Below are 22,004 nucleotides of genomic sequence, written 5' to 3'. Positions count from 1 at the left end.
AAGAAATCGGCAAAAAGCAAAGTAGTTTCTTACGAAAAACAGTCCTCACCAGCCTTGTTTTTTTCTTTAGAAAATCTTAGGAAATGGGTGCGTCAGAAAAGCATTGTAACTTCCAATGAAAGCTTGACAGAAAAGTGCTTCATCTGTATAATAAGGAGTTGCAAAAACTATCTGAACGAAAAAAGCAGAAACGAAATATTGTCCGTTTCGGCTTAGGAATAAGGAAACAAAAGTAGAAAATGCCCAATGCATCCGTTCTATTTTTGGTTTTTTTTTGCCTAAAAGCCGCAAAAAATGCTTTCTGTAACCTATATTTAATATTTGTTACAGTTTTGTAAATAATCGGATAGCCTTTTTGAAAGACTTTATGAAGAGGTGAAGAGCTTGGCTGGACACGTAGTAAAATACGGAAAGCATCGCGAACGTAGAAGTTTCGCACGGATCAGTGAAGTATTAGAATTACCGAATTTGATTGAAATTCAAACCGACTCTTACCAATGGTTCCTAGATGAGGGCCTAAGAGAAATGTTTGAAGATATTTTGCCAATCGAAGGATTCAACGGTAACTTGTCCCTAGAATTTGTGGATTATGAATTGAAAGAACCAAAGTATACAGTAGAAGAAGCCCGTGCCCATGATGCAAACTATTCGGCACCATTACATGTTACTTTGCGTTTGACGAACCGTGAAACTGGGGAAATCAAATCCCAAGAAGTATTCTTTGGTGATTTCCCATTAATGACTGAACAAGGAACCTTTATCATCAACGGGGCAGAACGGGTTATCGTTTCTCAGTTGGTCCGCTCTCCAGGTGTATATTTCCATGGCAAAGTCGATAAAAACGGCAAAGAAGGCTTTGGTTCAACTGTTATCCCTAACCGCGGTGCGTGGTTAGAAATGGAAACTGATGCCAAAGATATCTCTTACGTACGGATTGACCGTACCCGTAAAATTCCTTTGACGGTCTTAGTCCGTGCCCTAGGGTTTGGTTCTGATGACACGATCTTTGAAATTTTCGGCGACAGTGAATCATTGCGCAACACGATCGAAAAAGACTTGCATAAAAACGCAAGCGATTCTCGTACCGAAGAAGGATTGAAAGATGTTTACGAACGTCTTCGTCCAGGCGAGCCAAAAACAGCAGACAGCTCACGTAGCTTGCTGAACGCACGTTTCTTCGATCCAAAACGTTACGACTTAGCAAATGTTGGTCGTTACAAAGTAAACAAAAAATTAGACTTGAAAACACGTCTATTGAACTTGACCTTAGCAGAAACCTTGGTTGACCCTGAAACAGGCGAGATCATTGTTGAAAAAGGCACTGTTTTGACTCACCAAGTCATGGAAACACTAGGCGCATTTATCGATAATGGACTAAACAGTGTAACGTACTATCCATCAGAAGATGGGGTCGTTACCGAACCAATGACAGTCCAAGTCATCAAAGTCTTTTCACCAAAAGATCCAGAACAAGAAGTCAACGTGATCGGTAATGGCTATCCAGATACTGCCACACGTACCGTTCGTCCAGCAGACATCATTGCTTCAATGAGCTACTTCTTCAACTTGATGGAAGGCATCGGCAATGTCGATGACATCGACCACTTAGGAAACCGTCGGATTCGTTCTGTTGGTGAATTATTGCAAAACCAATTCCGGATCGGGCTTGCTCGGATGGAACGTGTCGTGCGTGAACGGATGTCGATCCAAGACACTGAAACCTTGACACCGCAACAATTGATCAACATTCGTCCGGTTGTCGCAAGTATCAAAGAATTCTTTGGTTCTTCTCAGTTGTCACAGTTCATGGACCAAACAAACCCACTGGGTGAGTTGACCCATAAACGTCGTCTATCTGCCTTAGGACCTGGTGGTTTGACACGTGACCGTGCCGGCTATGAAGTCCGAGACGTTCACTATTCCCACTATGGCCGTATGTGTCCGATCGAAACGCCTGAGGGACCAAACATCGGGTTGATCAACAGCTTGGCCTCTTATGCCAAAGTCAACAAGTATGGCTTCATTGAAACACCATACCGTCGAGTTGACCGCGAAACAGGCCGTGTTACTGATAAGATCGATTACTTGACTGCCGATACCGAAGACCACTACGTTGTGGCCCAAGCAAACAGCTTGTTAAATGAAGACGGCTCTTTCGTAAACGACGTTGTTATGGCGCGTGCTACTTCTGAAAACTTGGAAGTTTCGATCGATAAAGTCGACTACATGGACGTATCGCCAAAACAAGTAGTCGCAGTCGCAACCGCATGTATTCCTTTCTTGGAAAACGATGACTCCAACCGTGCCTTGATGGGTGCCAACATGCAGCGGCAAGCAGTACCATTGATCAATCCGAAAGCACCTTGGGTTGGTACTGGTATGGAATACAAATCAGCACATGACTCAGGAGCTGCTTTGTTATGTAAACATGATGGGATCGTAGAATACGTGGATGCAGCCGAAGTGCGCGTTCGTCGTGACAACGGCGCATTGGACGTTTATTCTGTTACCAAATTCCGTCGTTCAAACTCAGGAACCAGCTACAACCAACGTCCATTAGTGGCACTTGGTGAAAAAGTGGAAAAAGGCGACATCTTAGCAGATGGCCCATCTATGGAACAAGGCGAAATGGCACTAGGACAAAACGTCTTAGTCGCATTCATGACTTGGGAAGGGTACAACTATGAAGATGCCATCATCATGAGCCGTCGTTTGGTGAAAGATGATGTTTACACTTCTGTCCATATTGAAGAATATGAATCAGAAGCCCGCGACACAAAATTAGGACCTGAAGAAATCACTCGCGAAATCCCGAACGTTGGGGAAGACGCTTTGAAAGACCTAGACGAAATGGGGATTATCCGCATTGGTGCGGAAGTCAAAGATGGCGATCTGCTTGTTGGGAAAGTCACGCCAAAAGGGGTAACGGAACTTTCAGCAGAAGAGCGTTTATTGCACGCAATCTTTGGTGAAAAAGCCCGCGAAGTGCGTGACACTTCTCTACGCGTGCCTCACGGCGGCGGCGGAATCGTCCACGATGTCAAAATCTTTACCCGCGAAGCTGGCGATGAATTGTCACCAGGTGTGAACATGCTCGTTCGCGTTTATATCGTTCAAAAACGGAAAATCCATGAAGGGGATAAAATGGCCGGACGTCACGGAAACAAAGGGGTCGTTTCTCGCATTATGCCAGAAGAAGACATGCCTTTCTTACCAGATGGCACACCAGTCGATATCATGCTGAACCCATTAGGGGTACCTTCTCGGATGAACATTGGACAAGTATTAGAGTTACACTTAGGAATGGCTGCGCGTCAACTAGGCATTCACGTGGCAACACCAGTCTTTGATGGTGCCAGCGATGAAGATGTTTGGGCAACGGTTGCTGAAGCAGGAATGGCCAGCGATGCCAAAACAGTGCTTTACGACGGACGTACCGGCGAACCATTTGATGGCCGTATCTCCGTTGGTGTCATGTACATGATCAAATTGGCCCACATGGTCGATGATAAATTGCATGCCCGTTCCATTGGACCTTACTCATTGGTTACTCAACAACCATTGGGAGGAAAAGCCCAATTTGGTGGACAACGTTTCGGAGAGATGGAAGTTTGGGCACTGGAAGCATACGGTGCTGCTTACACCTTGCAAGAAATCTTGACCTACAAATCAGATGACGTGGTTGGTCGTGTGAAAACATACGAAGCGATCGTCAAAGGGGAACCAATTCCAAAACCAGGTGTACCAGAATCATTCCGCGTATTAGTAAAAGAATTGCAATCACTGGGTCTAGACATGCGTGTCCTAGATATCGATGATGCAGAGATCGAACTACGTGATATGGATGATGACGATGATGATTTGATCACCGTTGATGCCTTAACAAAATTTGCGGAGCAACAAACAGCCCGCGAATTAGAACAAAAAGCACAAACAGAAGCTAAAAATGCCGCCGACGCGTTGAACCAACAAATCGAGACAGCAGAAGATCGCTTGCAATAATAGACGGCCCTCGCTATTTCCGCCACTAGCGGAAATAGCCCCCGTTCTATCGGATATGTCCATGAAATGAAATGGAGGGAACCTTTTTTGATCGATGTAAATAAATTCGAAAGTATGCAAATCGGTTTGGCTTCTCCTGAAAAAATCAGAAGCTGGTCTTATGGTGAAGTAAAAAAACCAGAAACCATTAACTACCGTACGTTAAAACCTGAACGCGAAGGGTTGTTTGACGAGCGTATTTTCGGTCCAACCAAAGACTGGGAATGTGCTTGCGGCAAATACAAACGGATCCGCTATAAAGGCATCGTTTGTGACCGTTGCGGCGTGGAAGTAACACGTTCAAAAGTGCGTCGTGAACGCATGGGACACATTGAACTAGCAGCACCAGTATCACACATTTGGTACTTCAAAGGCATTCCTTCACGGATGGGTCTTGTCTTAGACATGAGCCCACGTGCATTGGAAGAAATCATCTACTTTGCTTCTTACGTAGTGATTGAACCAGGAAACACCAGCCTTGAGAAAAAACAACTATTGACTGAACGGGAATACCGTGAAAAACGTGACCAATACGGTCAAGAATTTTCAGCAGCGATGGGTGCCGAAGCCATCAAACAATTATTAGATGGCGTTGATCTTGAAGGCGAAGTTGCTGAATTAAAAGAAGAATTGAAAAACGCGACTGGTCAAAAACGGACCCGTGCGATCCGCCGTTTGGACATCTTAGAAGCATTCCGTGCTTCAGGAAACAAACCAAGCTGGATGGTCATGGACGTTATCCCAGTTATCCCGCCTGATTTGCGTCCAATGGTGCAATTAGAAGGTGGACGTTTTGCCACAAGTGACTTGAACGACTTGTATCGTCGTGTAATCAACCGTAACAACCGTTTGAAACGCTTGTTAGACTTGAATGCACCAAACATCATCGTTCAAAATGAAAAACGGATGCTGCAAGAAGCAGTCGATGCCTTGATCGATAACGGTCGTCGCGGCCGTCCAGTTGCAGGGCCAGGGAACCGCCCATTGAAATCTCTTTCTCACATGTTGAAAGGGAAACAAGGTCGTTTCCGTCAAAACTTGCTAGGAAAACGGGTCGACTACTCAGGTCGTTCAGTTATCGTCGTTGGTCCATTCCTTAAAATGTACCAATGTGGTCTGCCAAAAGAAATGGCGATCGAATTATTCAAACCATTCGTGATGCGGGAACTTGTTTCTCGTGAAATCGCGTCAAACATCAAAAATGCCAAACGCAAAATCGAACGTCAAGAAGACGAAGTTTGGGATGTCTTAGAAGATGTTATCAGAGAACATCCAGTGCTATTGAACCGGGCACCTACGCTTCACAGATTAGGTATCCAAGCATTTGAACCAGTCTTAGTTGAAGGCCGTGCCATTCGTTTGCACCCACTTGTTTGTGAAGCCTACAATGCCGATTTCGATGGAGACCAAATGGCCGTTCACGTACCATTGAACGAAGAAGCGCAAGCAGAAGCACGTATGCTGATGTTAGCAGCCCAAAACATTTTGAATCCAAAAGACGGAAAACCAGTTGTAACACCATCTCAGGATATGGTCCTAGGGAACTACTACTTGACGATGGAAGAAGAAGGCCGCGAAGGGGAAGGCATGATCTTCCGTGACATGGACGAAGCAGTTACGGCATGGCGCAATGGCTACGTGCATTTACACACACGGATCGCCATCAATCCAAACACTTTAGGGGACAAACCATTCACGTCTGAGCAAAAACAACGCTTGATGGTAACAACGGTAGGTAAAGTGATCTTCAACTCGATCATGCCACCAGAATTCCCATTCTTGAACGAACCGACTGACTACAACTTGACGGTTCAAACACCAGACAAGTACTTTATTGAAGCTGGTACAGATGTGCCTGCCTTCATCAAAGAACAAGAGCTTGTTGGCCCATTCAAGAAGAAAAACTTAGGAAATATCATTTCAGAAGTCTTCAAACGTTTCCGCATCACTGAAACGTCACGCATGCTTGACCGCATGAAAGACTTAGGATACAGCCATTCAACAATGGCGGGTATCACCGTTGGTATCGCTGATATCATGAACTTGCACGAAAAACATGAAATCATCGACAATGCCCACAAACAAGTTGAAACGATCACGAAACAATTCCGTCGTGGGTTAATTACCGATGACGAGCGTTATGAACGAGTTATTGGTGTTTGGAATGCAGCCAAAGATGAAATCCAGTTAAAACTGATGGAATCATTGGAAGCGAAAAACCCAATCTTCATGATGTCTGATTCCGGTGCCCGTGGTAACATCTCCAACTTTACTCAGCTTGCTGGGATGCGTGGATTGATGGCCGCGCCTAACGGACGAATCATGGAGTTGCCGATCATCTCAAACTTCCGTGAAGGTCTGTCTGTCTTAGAAATGTTTATCTCGACCCATGGTGCCCGTAAAGGGATGACCGATACCGCCTTGAAAACAGCCGATTCCGGTTACTTGACACGTCGTCTCGTTGACGTTGCCCAAGATGTCATCATCCGTGAAGACGATTGTGGTACTGACCGTGGTTTAGACATTCAAGCAATTCGCGAAGGAAACGAAATCATCGAATCCTTAGAAGAACGTTTGATTGGACGTTACACACGTAAATCAGTGATCCATCCTGAAACTGGCGAAGTCCTTCTAGGGGTCAATGAATTGATCACTGAAGATTTAGCTAAAGCCATCGTGGACGCTGGCATCGAAACAGTATCCATTCGCTCTGTCTTCACATGTAACACCAAACATGGTGTATGTAAACATTGTTATGGTCGCAACTTAGCCACTGGTTCTGAAGTTGAAGTTGGGGAAGCAGTCGGTACCATCGCTGCCCAATCAATCGGTGAACCTGGTACTCAGTTGACCATGCGTACCTTCCATACCGGCGGGGTTGCCGGAGACGATATCACGCAAGGTCTCCCTCGTGTCCAAGAAATCTTTGAAGCCCGTAATCCGAAAGGACAAGCGGTCATTACCGAAGTTACCGGAGAAGTCATCGATATCTCAGAAGACCCTTCAACTCGGACCAAAGAAGTGACCATCAAAGGGGAAACCGATACGCGTACGTATACCGTTCCTTATACTGCTCGGATGAAAGTAGCAGAAGGCGACTTTATCCATCGTGGTGCGCCATTGACGGAAGGATCGATCGATCCAAAACAACTGTTACAAGTTCGCGATGTCTTGTCGGTTGAAAACTACCTATTACGGGAAGTTCAACGCGTTTACCGTATGCAAGGGGTAGAAATCGGCGACAAACATATCGAAGTAATGGTTCGTCAAATGCTGCGTAAAGTCCGCGTCATGGATCCAGGTGATTCAGGCATCTTGCCAGGAACATTGTTGGATATCGCCGACTTCAAAGACCGCAACTACGACACATTGGTAGCCGGCGGCGTTCCTGCAACTAGCCGTCCAGTCCTATTAGGGATCACGAAAGCATCCTTGGAAACCAACAGCTTCTTGTCTGCTGCGTCCTTCCAAGAAACCACTCGTGTGTTGACCGATGCAGCGATCCGCGGCAAGAAAGATCCACTTCTTGGATTGAAAGAAAATGTTATCATCGGTAAGATCATCCCAGCTGGTACTGGTATGCCTCGTTACCGTGAAATGGAACCAAAAGAAGTAACAGTTGCCAGCGAAAATGTCTACAGCATCTCAGACATCGAAGCACAAATGGCTGCTGAAGACGCATTGAACAGCCAAAACTAATCAATGCCCAGCACCTGATTGACTCAGTGTGACGGAAAAGCTTGTCATTCTTCGGAATGGCAAGCTTTTTTTGTTTAGCAAAAGGAGATGTCACGAAAAAGAATGCGTCCTTCTTTCATCCTAGAAAAAGGGCATTTGGAACAATGAATGAAAGCGTTATTTTTGAAATGTCCAAATCAGTGGACATCGATTAAGAAATACTCGAGCCAAAGAGGGCTATAGTAAAGATACGGAGGGAGACAGTATGAAGCTGAGCAAGAGAGAAACACGTTTGATTGAGCAGTTTATGATACAGGGGATGAATTTGACCGCTAATGAACTAGCCACAGCTGCTAAGGTTTCAACAAAAACCATTTATCGGACGATCAAGCGGATCAATGAGGCTGCTGGTTCAGAAATCATTCGGTCTGAAATCGGCAAAGGATTTTGTTTGGACTATGAAGCGTATCTAAGAGGCACGATTGAAAATCAAGAAACGGATCAATATGATGAGCCGCTTGAGCGGCGTCATGCGATTGCACTGCATGTATTGTTTAAATCACCAAAGCGTTTAATGATCAAAGAGTTGTTCGCCCCTTACTATTTGAGTGAAGCAGTGATAAGTAGTGATATCAATCGACTTGCGGAATATTTTCAGTACTTTGAACTCCAGTTGATCCGATCCGATAAGAGAATTGCAGTGATTGGTACCGAAAAAAATATCCGTCGCTGTGTCAACGATCTCTTTACGAAGACCCATGTGTGGAATGAAGAAATGGTCACGCAAAAGTATCCCATCAATGCCTTTGATATCAACTTTATTACCTCCATTCTTGAATTTATTGAGCGAAAACTCGCGAACAGTATTGCGTATCCTTACAATATGAATATTTTCTCGCATCTGTATATTCTGATTTTACGAATGAGAGAAGGAGAAATTGACCGCGAAGAATTTATTGAGGGCTTAGATGAGGAAGAACAGCATTTGATTGACCAGCACCAAGAGTTTTATCAAATTGCCCAACAAGTGATTGAAAAAATCAATGCCTATCTCGTGACGGAGCTGCCAGAAAGTGAGGTATTTTATCTCTACCAGTATTTAGTGTCTTCCAGAGTGGAAAACAAACCCTTGGCAATGACCAATCTGACAAAAGAAGCCAGCGAAATCACGGAGTTTTTTACTAAGCAGATGGAAAAAGCACTGGGTATTCAATTGAACCAGCAAACAGACAAGACCGATCTACTTTGCCATATTCAGCCGATGCTCTATCGGCTAAAGAATAAAATTATCGTGAAAAATGGCCTGTTAAGTGACATCCAACTGGAGTACCCAAGGATTTTTGAGCAAGTGGCACAAGTCAGCAAGGAAGTGGAGCAAACCTATGGAACGAATCCCATATCGGAAGACGAGATTGGTTTCTTGGTGCTGTATTTTGTGAAATTTAAAGTCATTCGTCGGCGCAGACAGCGAGTCTTAATTATGTGCAGCAGCGGCGTAGGGACTTCTGAACTGCTGAAAGTCAAAGTCCAACGGGCATTTCCAGAGTTGGATATCGTGGATGTGCTTTCCGCTCGTATGTACCGAAAGCATGCGCAAGACTATCAGGATATCGATCTGATCTTAACCACCATTAATTTGCCAGTAGAAACGAAGGTGCCGACGATTTTAGTCAATTCGGTTTTTACCAAACAGGATGAAAAGCGAGTCAAACAACTATTAGGAGAGATGTAAAGATGAAAAACGAAAGCCAAACGATCCAAGCGTTCAGCATCGCAGATGTAATCAATCCCAATCTTATCAAGATGGAAATGGAAGCGAATTCAAAAGAAGAAGCGATCACTGAACTGTCTGAACTTTTATATGAAAACCAGATAATTACCGATTTAGCAGGGTTCACCCAAGATGTCTTTGCCCGAGAAGCAGAAGGAATGACCGGTATCGGACATGGCTTAGCAATCCCACATGGAAAGTCAGACTGTGTGAAAAAAACCTCTTTAGTGATCGGAAAAACCAAGCGTCCGCTTGAATGGGAGTCAATCGATGAAGCGCCCGTTCAAGTAATTATCTTGTTTGCAGTCAAAAATACCGATGCCAATACGATGCATATCAAGCTGCTGCAAAAGGTAGCGATGCTACTAGCGGATGAATCGTTTATTGATCGTCTCGTTGCGTCAGGGACCAAGGATCAAATGATGGCCTTGCTTGCAAAAGATCCAATGGCAGAAAACTAAGAAAGGGGGAGAAGAGATGAAAATCGTTGGTGTAGCTGCTTGTACTTCAGGAATCGCTCATACGTATATCGCTAAGCAAAAAATCGAAACAGCTGCGAAAGAACTTGGTCATGAAGTCCATATCGAAACCCAAGGAACCATCGGGACGGAAAGTGAATTGACGGAAGCCGCTATTCAAGCAGCCGATGTTGTCATTATTGCGGCAGATATCAAAATCGGCGGCAGAGACCGCTTTGAAGGCAAGCGAATAGTAGAAATTCCAACTAGTATGGTGATCAAAGCGCCTAAGCGTTTGCTTGAAACAATTGAAGAAAAATTAAATCAGGGATGAATCAATAAATGTTCTGACAATTCAAATTTAAAGGGGGATGAAACAAATGATGAAACAGCTGCAGTTGAAAAAACATGCCTTAACCGCCATCTCGTATATGCTGCCGGTCGTTGTAACAGCCGGACTTTTGATCGCTATCGGCAATCTTGCCAACGGCACGGTCATTGAAAATTACGATGCTGCCTATACGATCCCGGATGCACTGGTTTCGTTGGGCGTTTTAGGGATGGGGCTACTGGCGCCAGTGATCGCTGCCGCGATCGCCTATTCCATTGCTGATCGTCCAGGAATCGCTCCGGGTCTTTTTATGGGACTGATTGCCAATGCGATTGGCGCAGGCTTTCTAGGGGGAATGTTAGGAGGCTATCTCGCAGGTTATCTGGTCTTATTCTTAGTAAAAAACCTTAAAGTACCACGTTGGGCACAAGGTCTGATGCCAATGATGATCGTACCGGTCTTGTCGACACTGATCGTCGGTGCTTTGATGTTCTTCGTCATCGGTGTACCGATCGTGTGGGCTACGGAGGCGTTGACTACCTTCTTAACGAATCTGCAAGGCTCGGGGAATTTCTTATTTGGCGCGATTGTCGGTGGCATGGCTGCCTTTGATTTTGGCGGACCCGTCAACAAAGTCGCCTCGCTATTTGCTGATGGGCTATTACTGGAAGGCATTCAAGAACCCGAAGCCGTGAAAATTTTAGCCTCAATGGTGCCGCCCTTTGGTGTTACGATCTCTTGGGTCCTCTCTCGTCTCTTACGCCGGCCCAAATATTCTACGGAAGAAGAAGACAACATCAAGATCGCTTTTCCAATGGGCCTTTGTATGATTACAGAAGGAGTGATCCCGATCGCTGCCGTCGATCCGTTTCGCGTCATTTTTTCTTGTACGGTCGGAGCAGCCGTCGGCGGTGGTCTAAGCATGGTTTGGGGCGTCGGTTCACCAGTGCCATCTGGTGGGGTCTTCATCATTCCTGCCATGACGGATCCACTGAAATTTACCATCGCACTCCTGATTGGTTCTGCCATCACCGGTGTTTTGCTGTTTGCATTGAAAAAGGCGCCCGTGGAAACGCCGATCATGGAAGAGGAAGAAGACATTGACTTTTCGTCGATTGAAATTTCCTAAAAAAAGGAGCGAAGAAAATGTATGTATCAATGAAAGAGATGCTGCAAAAAGCCAATCGAGAAAACTATGCCGTTATGGCGATCAATTGTTTTAACCTGGAAACCGCTAAAGCTGTAATCGATGCCGCGGCAGAATCACATGCACCCATTATAGTCGACTTGCTCCAAGACCATTTAAAGGCCCATCTGGATTATCGCTACTTAACCCAGCCGATCGTTCGAATGGCGGAAAATGTCAATGTGGAGGTTGCCATCAATCTGGATCATGGACAGGATATCGCCTTCGTCAAACAATGTCTCCACGAAGGGTTCTCAAGCGTTATGATGGATGCCTCTATGCATCCTTTAGAAAAAAACATCGCCATCACCAAAGAGATCGTGCAATTTGCGCAAGCCTATAATGCCAGTGTCGAAGCAGAAGTTGGGGACATGGGAGCAGTGGCTGGGGATCAGTATACCAGCGATGGGATGTATACCGATCCAGAGGAAGCCATCCATTTTATTCGAGCAACCGGGGTCGACTGTCTCGCTCTTTCTTACGGCTCCAGTCATGGGGATTATCCAGAAGGGTACCGCCCGACATTTCGCTTTGATATCGTTCAAACCATCAAAGAAGCCACTGACCTGCCGCTGGTTTTACATGGTGGCTCGGGAGCCGGCAGAGAAAATATCTTGCGTTCCGTGGCACTAGGAATCAATAAAATCAATGTAGGGGCTGATTTTATGAAAGCCCAAAGAAATGCCCTACACCAACAGCTGGATGCTTGTCCCGAGAGCGATTATCCGACCCTGATCCACCAAACCATCGAAGCAGGAAAAGCAGTCGTTAAAGAGTATATCGAATTATCTGGATCAAAAAACAAATCACTTTAAAAAAGAATGGAGCACACTTATATGTTGATCAATATGAAACAATTACTGACCGTTGCCAAAGAAAATCAATTTGCTGTTGGTGCCTTTAATGTCGCAGACAGTAACTTCTTACGCGTCGTTATCGAAGCAGCGGAAGAAAACGATGCACCAGCCATCATTGCGGTCCACCCAACAGAATTGGCCTTTACAAAGGATGAATTTTTCCACTATGCAGTTTCCAGAGCGAAAAACAGTTCTGTGCCGATCGTGATCCATATGGATCATGGCGACAGTCTAGCGAGTATTATGCGGGCGATCCATTGCGGGTTCAGCTCAGTGATGATCGATGGGTCGTTGCTGCCTTTTGAAGAAAATATTGCTCTGACAAAACAGATTACCGAGATTTGCCATCCGATTGGGGTATCTGTCGAAGGCGAGCTGGGGACGATCGGCAATACGGGAACCTCCGTGGAAGGGGGCGTCTCCGAAGTGATTTATACTCGTCCAGAAGATGCACAAGAATTCATTGAGAAGACAGGCATTGATACACTAGCAGTTGCGATTGGAACTGCCCATGGTATTTATCCGAAAGATATCAAACCGGAATTAAAAATGGATGTCTTGCAAGAAATCAAAGATCGTGTCGATATCCCATTGGTGTTGCATGGTGGATCGGCCAATCCCGATGAAGAAATCGCTCAGGCTGTGGCAATCGGTATCCAAAAAGTAAATATCTCCTCTGACTATAAATACGCCTTTTACAAAAAATGCCGTCAAATTTTAGCTGAAACAGAATTATGGGATCCAAATGCTATTTACCCAGAATGCATTGAGGCAGCCAAAGCAGTGGTTACGCAAAAAATGACCCTCTTCAATGCAATTGGGAAAGCAGCTCTGTATCGCCAGCAAAACGTCCAGCCATGGCGTAGTGAACAAAATTAAACAGTAAATAAATAACAAAAAAACCCTCAAAAATCGCTAAATTGCGGCTTTTCGAGGTTTTTTTTTATTGCGCATTCTTTTCTTGCAGCATCCGAATCCCCTTTTCCTGAATCTGCTGAGCGATAAACGCCAAATCATTCGAAGTCAGGTTGATGTCTGCATAATGAAACACATTTTTTCTGCAGGAGGGGGTCAAATTGCCGATGATCAGATCATAAGTCTCGTCCAGTTTGGTCAGAGAAAACGAGTCCAGAGGATTTAAAATCGTGATTGTTAGCTGATAAGGAATAAACTGTTGGATTTTCGTCTGGATAAATTCCGTATGGTAACTATTTGTATCATAAAACAAAGCTAAGCGAAAGTCAGCGTGGGCATCGATGATTTCTTTGGCGAAATTTGGAAAAGAGGTATGGAAAATATAAATTAGGTAATTGATTGTACTTGGTCGAATGATTGGCAAATTTGAATGGGTCAAAACCTGAACGATGTCTTGATTGACTGTCTGTTGGACCAAATCACAGTTATTGACAAAACGAGCAAAGCGATCATCCAAGATGCAGTAAGGAACCTGCAAGTTGATTCCAAGAAAATAGGAAAAGACGACGGCATCCAACTTCTCTTCAAAATTGGCTTCATGATAGTTGTATTTTTTAAATATACGCTTGGTCATTTGATAAAACTCTTGTTTGGTCTCGCGAAATACAGCGGGGTCTTGACCGATATGGGTTGTGATATAGCCGACCATTTTCTCGACGTAAGCACGACTGTAGCCAGTAAATTCGCTTAAATCGATTTTTTCTAAGAAATATTCGATGTGGTTCCCATTGAGATTGGAAGCGTATAAGCGATCGCGCTTCGTGTTGATATAGATTACAAAGGCAATTTTTTTGATGTCGGAAAAATAAAGTTTTAAGGGTGTCGCAGCAGCCATGATACGGGCGATCTTCAAGAAATCCTGCTCTTGGTTAATGTTGGCATCCACAAATTCATACTGGTACTTCTCTAAGAAGAAAATCAGAAAAAATTGGCGAATATTGTTTTCATTTCCTTTTAACTGGATGGGTTTGGTTGCGATGAAGAAATCATACGGTGCCAGAACCAAATTGATCCTCTTGATCAAACGAATGATCGATGACTTGCTTAAATTTAATTCTAGTGCCAGCATGTCATAACTAGTGAAACTTGATGAGAAGAGTAGTTCTAACAATTGAAACGCAGACGAGCGATTTAAAAACTGGCTGTATACGTCTAGTCGAGTAGCGAAAGGCTGCAAGTGTAGGCGAACAGCTGAATAATCGTCAAATTGTAAGTCCAGAAACGAAAATTCATTGTCGATTTCCGCGATATAGGTTTTCGCTGCAGACATTGAAATGGAAAATTTCACTGCCAAATCGTGAAGACTCGTCCCCTGATCGTCTAATAAATACTCAATCAGCTGTAGTTTCTTTTGTGTTGTAGATGATAACAATTTCCGTAACATGATTGCCCCTGAGCCCCCTTTTAAGTAAATAGTATCACGTTTTTACATGTATTCAAAAAAATTGCGTGTTGTATTTTTTTTGAATACATCCCACCCCAAAATTTTGGGAAAATAGAAGTGTGGAATAGTAGTAATACGTTTGATACAAGTAGCAAAGACCAAAATTTTTGAATCATGGGGAGGAGGCAAAAAGCAGTTGTTTGTTGGGATATCTTGCTCACTGTTGAACAATATTATTCGTCGAGCGCTTCCGAGATCAATTGAAAAAATTTATAAAAAGGAATGAACAATTATGAAAAAACAATTTTCTATCTATATATGTTTGCTAGTCTTGCTTGGTTCTATCCTTTGTGAACCAACGATCATACTGGCAGAAGCAATCAACGCAACCGAAAGCACAACCGAAACGTTAGAAAGTACCGAACCTGTGACCGGAACGATCGATGCGGAAAAAGCACCTACGGATTCATCGACAGCGGGAGCAGTTCAGTCAGCAACGAGTCAAGCAGAAGAAGAACAAGCAACCGTCCCTAGTGAAAGTCAAGCAACCCAAGCATCTTCGACACTGAATCAAAACAGCATTCAACCCCGAGCACCAGATGCTGAGACGGAAACGGAAGCTTCTGCTACCGCTGAAAATCTTAGTGCCAACCTGAATGAACGGGGCGTGCAGCTTTTTGACAATGTCCGAATCACTGACTTAAACGATCAGCCTTTCACTGCCGAAAATCCACCGATGTATAATGACAATATCAAAATTCATTTTGACTGGTCGTTAGCAGATACGGAAGAAATTCGTGCTGGTGATTATTATACGTATCAATTGCCGAATTATTTTGCCATTCATAACACCGTCAGTGGTGAATTGACCCGTTCCGGCGGACAATCGATCGGAAGATTTACCTTAGCACTCGATGGTACATTGACCGTTACTTTTAATGAGGCAGCACAAACACTTTCCAACCGCTCAGGGACTATTGATCTGATCACTGAATTAAGTGTAAGCACCGTTACTGAGGAAGTGACCATTCCTACCGGGATTTACGATGAAGATGGCCATGAGATCATCATTACATTGCCTATTTATGAGGTCGATATCATTAAGACGGGTAACGTGACTTCCAGCGGTTCAGTGGTTTGGGAAATTATTTTTAACCAAGCCAGTCGTGAATTGCATGATGTTGTGATCACCGATAAGATGCCACAAGGATTAGCTTATAGTACCTCGACAGGCTACTTGTACGATGAATCCACCGATGAATGGATTCGTACCGATGGCTTATATACGTTTAACAGTGTTAACAACACGTTTACCTTCAATCAAACAGTTAATCAACCGGTCCGCATCGTGATCAATAGTGCAGTCACCGATCCAACGGCTTCTTCTTTCAAAAACACGGCAACAATCAACGGTAGCGATTTTACAGAAAAAACCGCAGAAGCAACGGTTACCTACGATGAACAATCAGAATACAAACGATTTAAAGGCTACGATCCAGAAACGAAACGAGCATCTTGGGAAATTTCCGTTACATTGGACAAAGACCAAGCTCAATTTTTTGATCAGACCTATGCAGGAACGGCTTATGAAAACGCGCTGCACTTTTTTGTTCCAGAGACTTTGGTGATCACAGACAAAGATGGCAACCAAGTCCCTTCAGGAGACTGGTCCTTTGATGGGTCATACCAGCTGGACAAAGAGGGGGAAATCGTACGCTTTGGCATCACGTTTGCCAAAGCTGGCTACTACAAGATCCAATACGACACCCAGTTGTATGAATCGGTTTTAGCCGATACCCGTATATACAATTACGCTTCGATCCGCGACAATCAAAATACCTCGTTGACGGGCAGCGGGACAGTGACACCAACCAAAACGATCGGTGTCGTGAAAACCGCTGGCACCAAAGACTATGAAACGAAGACTGTCGCATGGAAAATTGAAGCCAATACCAATCAGCAAAAAGTTAGCGACCTGATTATAGAAGACCGCTATCAATTGATCTCTGGCTCAAACAGCAGTGCTTTAGCTTTATTGGCGGATACGCTAGTAGTGACAGCCAGCGGGGGGACCGAGCCTTTAGAGCTCAATACCGACTATACGCTAGAGCTGATCACAGAAACGAAAACGCTAGCCGATGGCTCAACGAAGGAACTTGAGACTGGTTTTCGCATCAAGTTGCAAGGAGCGTACCAAACGACCTCGGCAACGATCACTGCTAATTTCAAAACCAGCTTCGATGTTTCACAGCAGATCGCATTAGGAAGTTCTAGCAGCCGGTTTAGTAATGCAGCGTTTGTCCATTATAAAGATGAAGCCGGCAATACGTTCACGGAAGCTTCTGAATCCAATACTTGGATGGATACCAACTGGTTAAAAAATTCCTTGAAATATGGCCTATTCATTGGTGAAGGAGAAGATGTCGCCAAAGCGATTACCGCTGTATTTGGTCGGAATCTAGGAACTATTTTTGATGAGCAGACTGCTTCAAGCGATCAAGTCTATTGGATGGGGCTATTCAATACGTACAAAGAAAAAATCAACAAAGATGCAATCATCACGGACCAGCTGCAAGAAGGCCAAACCTTGAAAGACTTGGCGCTTTACACGGTCACGGTAACTGGATATACGACACAAGTCAGAGCACTGAAAGAGCAATTGGTGCTAAACGAGGATTACAGTTACACTTATGACCCTGACACGAAGAAAGTTACGATCACCTTGCTGAAAGAAACGTCTGAAACACTGGCGGTCTTCTTGGCAACCGAAGCAGCTGAAGAGGTATTTACCTACAAAAATACCATCACATTGACGGACAATGACACAACCTTGACTGCCGATGGCCAAGTCGACAAGTCCGCGAAAACGGACTGGTTGATGAAAAACGGCAGCCAGAATGCCGAGAACAATCGGTTGCTCGATTGGGAAATCATGATCAACGCTGACAGTCGCAAAATCCACAATGCGGTAGTGACCGATACCATCAACTACAATCAGCACACCTTTTTACGCGATGCCGACGATAACGTGATCGTAGATGTGTATGAAGCGGTCTTAAACAATGGCACGTGGGAAAAAGGAGAAAAAGTCACCTTCACCAACGAGGACAATCCGAAAATCACCTCGGATGTGGCAGCAGGGACGCAATCGTTAGTGATCGCTTTTGAAGAAATGATTGATAACCCATACTTTATCGTTTATCAAACACAGCTTGATCCTGGGATTTTGAACAATGAACGGGTGGCCAACAGTGTCAATTTGACGGGTAGTGAGATCGAGATTCACACAGTGACCAAAGAAATCACTATCAAATCGACAGATGGCAGCGGAACGTCTTCTGGGACGAACGGCTCTTTGACGATCATGAAATACGATGCAGACGGCACCAAAGAACGAGGGATCGATAAAGAAGCGGTTTTCCAATTAAGCCGCAAAAATGCGCAAAATACCTATGAAGTCATCTTGTCGAATCTGGTGGTCAAAAACAATCAGATCATGGAAAACGGCAACGCCATTGATCGGATCGACAATCTGCGTTACGGCGATTATATGATCCAAGAAATCACCGCACCGGAAGGATACGAACGAGATGCGACTCAGTACACCTTCACTATTTCTGATAAGCAAGTCAATTATGTCTTTGAACTAGCCAACAAGCGGGAAATCAAAGAAACGACCCACGCCTTGAATGTTCAGAAGCTGCTTGATGGGCGCGAGCTAAAAGACGGCGAATTTACGTTCCAACTAGTGGATGAAGCTGGCTCTGTGATTCTAACCCAAACCAATGACGGCAACGGTCAAGTTGCCTTTGACGCCATCACTTACAACGAGCCTGGCGAATATCATTACACGATTCGGGAAAAAGCCGGCGATGATCCAACCATCACCTATAGCGACAAAGAACTAAAGGTAACCGTGATCGTCACTGAAGAAGACAACCAGTTGATTGCGAAAGCAGTCTATGAAGGCAATCAAGTCTTTGAAAATGACTATACACCAAAAGCCGGCAGTGTCGTTTTAAGCGCTGAGAAAGTGCTGATTGGTCGTGATTTGAAAGCAGAAGAATTTGACTTCGAATTAGTCAATGAAGCAGGAACTGTACTTCAGACAAAAGCCAATGATGCCACTGGCAAGATTTACTTTGACGCTCTCGCATATGATGAAGCAGGCGAATACCGCTACACCATCCGTGAGAAAGCAGGAACTGATGATACCATCACCTACGATGCAAAAGAACTTGCGGTAGTTGTGACCGTGACGGATGAAGATGGACAGTTGACCGCAGTTGCGGAATACGAAGGCAATCAAGTCTTTGAAAATGACTATACGCCAAAAGCTGGCGAAGTGGTGCTGAATGCTGAGAAAGTATTGACCGGCCGCACGTTGGAAGCCAACGAGTTTGCCTTTGAACTGGTAGATGAAGAAGGAACTGTTCTTCAAACAAAAGCCAATGATGCCACTGGCAAGATCTACTTTGACGCGCTCCCTTACGAGGAAGCAGGTGAGTACCACTACACCATCCGTGAGAAAGCAGGAACTGACGGTACCATCACTTACGATGCAAAAGAACTAGCGGTAGTCGTGACCGTCACCGATGAAGACGGACAATTGACCGCAGTGGCGGAATATGAAGGCAACCAAGTCTTTGAAAATGACTATACGCCAAAAGCTGGCGGAGTGGTGCTGAATGCTGAGAAAGTATTGACCGGCCGCACGCTGGAAGCCAACGAATTTGCCTTTGAACTGGTAGATGAAGAAGGAACTGTTCTTCAAACAAAAGCCAACGACGCAACTGGCAAGATCTACTTTGACGCGCTCCCTTACGAGGAAGCCGGTGAGTATCACTACACCATTCGTGAGAAAGCAGGAACTGACGGTACCATCACTTACGATGCAAAAGAACTAGCGGTAGTTGTGACCGTCACTGATGAAGACGGACAGTTGACCGCAGTGGCCGAATACGAAGGCAATCAAGTCTTTGAAAACGACTATACGCCACAAGCAGGTAGTGTCATACTAAGTGCCGAGAAAGTCTTGACAGGCCGCACGTTACAAGCTGACGAATTTATATTTGAACTAGTAGATGAAGACGGAACTGTACTTCAAACAAAAGCCAATGATGCAACCGGACAAATCTACTTTGACGCTCTCGCCTATGAGGAAGCTGGCGAATACCGCTATACCATCCGTGAGCAAGCAGGAAACGATGGCACCATCACTTACGATGTGAAAGAACTAGCGGTAGTCGTTACTGTGACGGATGAAGCCGGACAGTTGACCGCAGTGGCGGAATACGAAGGCAATCAAGTCTTTGAAAACAGCTATCAACCAAAGGCTGGTAGTATCGTACTAAGTGCCGAGAAAGTCTTAACCGGCCGTACCTTACAAGCAAATGAATTCGATTTTGAACTAGTCGATGAAGACGGGACTGTACTTCAAACAAAAGCCAATGATGCCACTGGCAAGATCTACTTTGATGCTCTTGCATATGACAAGGCAGGCGAATACCACTACACCATTCGTGAGAAAACAGGAACTGATGACACTATCACTTACGATGCAAAAGAACTAGCGGTAGTTGTAACCGTCACCGATGAAGCCGGACAGCTCGCGGCAGTTGTCGAATACGAAGGCAACCAAGTCTTTGAAAACAGCTATCAACCACAGGCTGGCAGTGTCGTACTAAGTGCCGAGAAAGTCTTGACCGGCCGCACATTACAAGCAAATGAATTCGACTTTGAACTAGTCGATGAAGACGGAACTGTTCTTCAAACAAAAACCAATGACGCCACTGGCAAGATCTACTTTGACGCGCTCCCTTACGAAGAAGCAGGTGAGTATCACTACACCATTCGTGAGAAAACAGGAACTGACGGTACCATCACCTACGATACAAAAGAACTTGCAGTAGTTGTGACCGTGACGGATGAAGACGGACAGTTGACTGCAGTGGCGGAATACGAAGGCGATCAAGTCTTCGAAAACAGCTACCAACCACAAGCAGGCAGTGTCGTACTAAGTGCGAAGAAAGTCTTGACGGGTAGAGACTTGCAAGCCAACGAATTCGCATTTGAATTAGTGGATGAAGCTGGAAAGGTTCTGCAAACCCAACACAATGACGCAAACGGAACGATTATTTTTGATGCATTGACGTATGACGGTGCTGGGGAACATCGTTACACGATTCGTGAAAAAGCTGGCAACGATGCAACGATCATCTATGATGAAACCACCTATCAAGTAACGGTCACCGTCAAAGAGCAAGCAGGAAAATTAGTGGCTGAAGCGGAACAAACGGCAGACATGGTATTCAACAACCGTGTCAAAGAAGGCAAAACAACGAAGCCGGGAACTGACAACTTACCGAAAACCAATGACACCACGGCCGTTGGTTGGGTCGTCTTGGGACTGTTGTTAGTAGTGATCGCGGTAGGCATCTACCTTGATCGCAAAAAACGGACGCCGTTATCATAGGCAGGGGAAGCAACAGTGCAGAAAGAGAAAGCGGGATGAGGCCAACTTGTCCCGCTTTTTCCTGCCCTATTTTTCTTCACTTCAAAGAAAAAAAGCGTCAAAAGTATGAAACGCTAGAAAGCGAACAATCAGCAAACCCAGACTCAAGAAGGGGACGAAGGGCAACTGCGCCAATCGTTTCTTCCAGATGCCTTGATAGCTAAAAAAAGCGAGGAGTCCAAGACTGCTGGCTACTAGTAAGAGAGCCAAAAGGGTCGTTGGCGCTAGCCAAATGCTCCAACCTGTCAGCACTAAGAGATCGCCGCCGCCCATTTTTTCCTGCCAGACAAAAAAGACCAGTGGAACCAGCAAGCCTAAAGACAGCCATTGAAAAGAAGCGCCGCTTCTAAGCTGTGCCAGCGCGAGAAGCAGGTGGGCGGGGTACAGCAGTTGCGGGTAGACGCTATAGTCTATCAAGTCGGTCAAGCTGAGTAAAAAGGCACTGGTCAGCCAGACAAAAGCCAGGAAGCTTTCTGAAGCATGAAAGGCAACCCCGCAAAGTCCGCCATAGCATATGCAAGCGAAGACCCAATAAAGCGGGGATGAAAGCCATCTTGTAGGAAGGAGAAGAAACCAATGGTTATCCGAAACTTTGTTCACTTTCTGGTAGTGAGAACGAGAATCACTTTTTGGTAGATTCCAAAACAGGGTTTGTAAGAGCAAAAGCCAAAAGAAGCCGAGTAAAGCGCCTAAAAAAAACACGAAAATCGTCATTTTTCGATCCTCCTTATAAAGAAATACGTAAGAGAGTGAGAAATTTTCTCAAATAGATGATTTTGTTGTACTTTTTATTTGTTTCGTATTATCCT

11 protein-coding genes are annotated in these 22,004 nt (G+C 44.7%); 9 read left to right on the top strand and 2 right to left on the bottom strand.

Going from position 1 to position 22,004, the window contains the following annotated elements:
* The first annotated feature begins 384 nt into the window (after positions 1-384).
* From rpoB to IGI73_RS15585, 8 genes are all read left to right on the top strand, one after another.
* A complete protein-coding gene (gene rpoB / locus IGI73_RS15620) occupies positions 385-4,002 on the top strand; it encodes a DNA-directed RNA polymerase subunit beta (RefSeq protein ID WP_008381746.1) in 3,618 nt (1,205 codons plus the stop codon).
* 87 nt (positions 4,003-4,089) lie between these two features.
* Positions 4,090-7,740, top strand: a complete 3,651-nt coding sequence (rpoC, locus tag IGI73_RS15615; RefSeq protein WP_034871965.1) for a DNA-directed RNA polymerase subunit beta' — start codon at positions 4,090-4,092, stop codon at positions 7,738-7,740.
* 244 nt (positions 7,741-7,984) lie between these two features.
* Positions 7,985-9,451: a BglG family transcription antiterminator gene (locus IGI73_RS15610; RefSeq protein WP_142973486.1), complete on the top strand. Its 1,467-nt coding sequence runs from the start codon at positions 7,985-7,987 to the stop codon at positions 9,449-9,451.
* Positions 9,452-9,453: 2 nt separating this feature from the next.
* Positions 9,454-9,951 (top strand): PTS sugar transporter subunit IIA, encoded by a 498-nt coding sequence (locus IGI73_RS15605; RefSeq protein ID WP_086332801.1) that lies wholly within the window; start codon positions 9,454-9,456, stop codon positions 9,949-9,951.
* Between the two features lie 16 nt (positions 9,952-9,967).
* Positions 9,968-10,282, top strand: coding sequence for a PTS fructose transporter subunit IIB (locus IGI73_RS15600; RefSeq protein ID WP_005230357.1), 315 nt, complete (start codon positions 9,968-9,970; stop codon positions 10,280-10,282).
* Between the two features lie 46 nt (positions 10,283-10,328).
* Positions 10,329-11,408: a PTS fructose transporter subunit IIC gene (locus IGI73_RS15595; RefSeq protein WP_086332800.1), complete on the top strand. Its 1,080-nt coding sequence runs from the start codon at positions 10,329-10,331 to the stop codon at positions 11,406-11,408.
* A gap of 17 nt (positions 11,409-11,425) precedes the next feature.
* On the top strand, positions 11,426-12,280 hold the full coding sequence (locus IGI73_RS15590; RefSeq protein ID WP_123834797.1) for a class II fructose-bisphosphate aldolase: 855 nt from the start codon (positions 11,426-11,428) through the stop codon (positions 12,278-12,280).
* A 21-nt stretch (positions 12,281-12,301) separates the two neighbouring features.
* Complete coding sequence (locus IGI73_RS15585; protein ID WP_005230365.1) at positions 12,302-13,201, top strand: ketose-bisphosphate aldolase; 900 nt, start codon at positions 12,302-12,304, stop codon at positions 13,199-13,201.
* A gap of 64 nt (positions 13,202-13,265) precedes the next feature.
* Here IGI73_RS15585 and IGI73_RS15580 read toward each other — a convergent pair whose 3' ends face one another.
* A complete protein-coding gene (locus IGI73_RS15580) occupies positions 13,266-14,681 on the bottom strand; it encodes a helix-turn-helix domain-containing protein (RefSeq protein ID WP_142973487.1) in 1,416 nt (471 codons plus the stop codon).
* A gap of 292 nt (positions 14,682-14,973) precedes the next feature.
* On the opposite strand from IGI73_RS15580, the gene IGI73_RS15575 reads away from it, so the two are divergent.
* Positions 14,974-21,156: a Spy0128 family protein gene (locus IGI73_RS15575; RefSeq protein WP_142973488.1), complete on the top strand. Its 6,183-nt coding sequence runs from the start codon at positions 14,974-14,976 to the stop codon at positions 21,154-21,156.
* Between the two features lie 81 nt (positions 21,157-21,237).
* Here IGI73_RS15575 and IGI73_RS15570 read toward each other — a convergent pair whose 3' ends face one another.
* Positions 21,238-21,909 carry a prepilin peptidase gene (locus IGI73_RS15570; protein WP_142973489.1) on the bottom strand — a complete coding sequence of 224 codons (672 nt, stop codon included), beginning with the start codon at positions 21,907-21,909 and terminating at the stop codon, positions 21,238-21,240.
* Between the last annotated feature and the right edge of the window lie 95 nt (positions 21,910-22,004).

This window comes from Enterococcus sp. DIV0755f (genome assembly GCF_051713725.1).
GTDB lineage: Bacteria > Bacillota > Bacilli > Lactobacillales > Enterococcaceae > Enterococcus_D > Enterococcus_D casseliflavus.
Note: the sequence above shows the minus strand (reverse complement) of the source record. Positions and strands in the feature narration are given on the sequence as shown.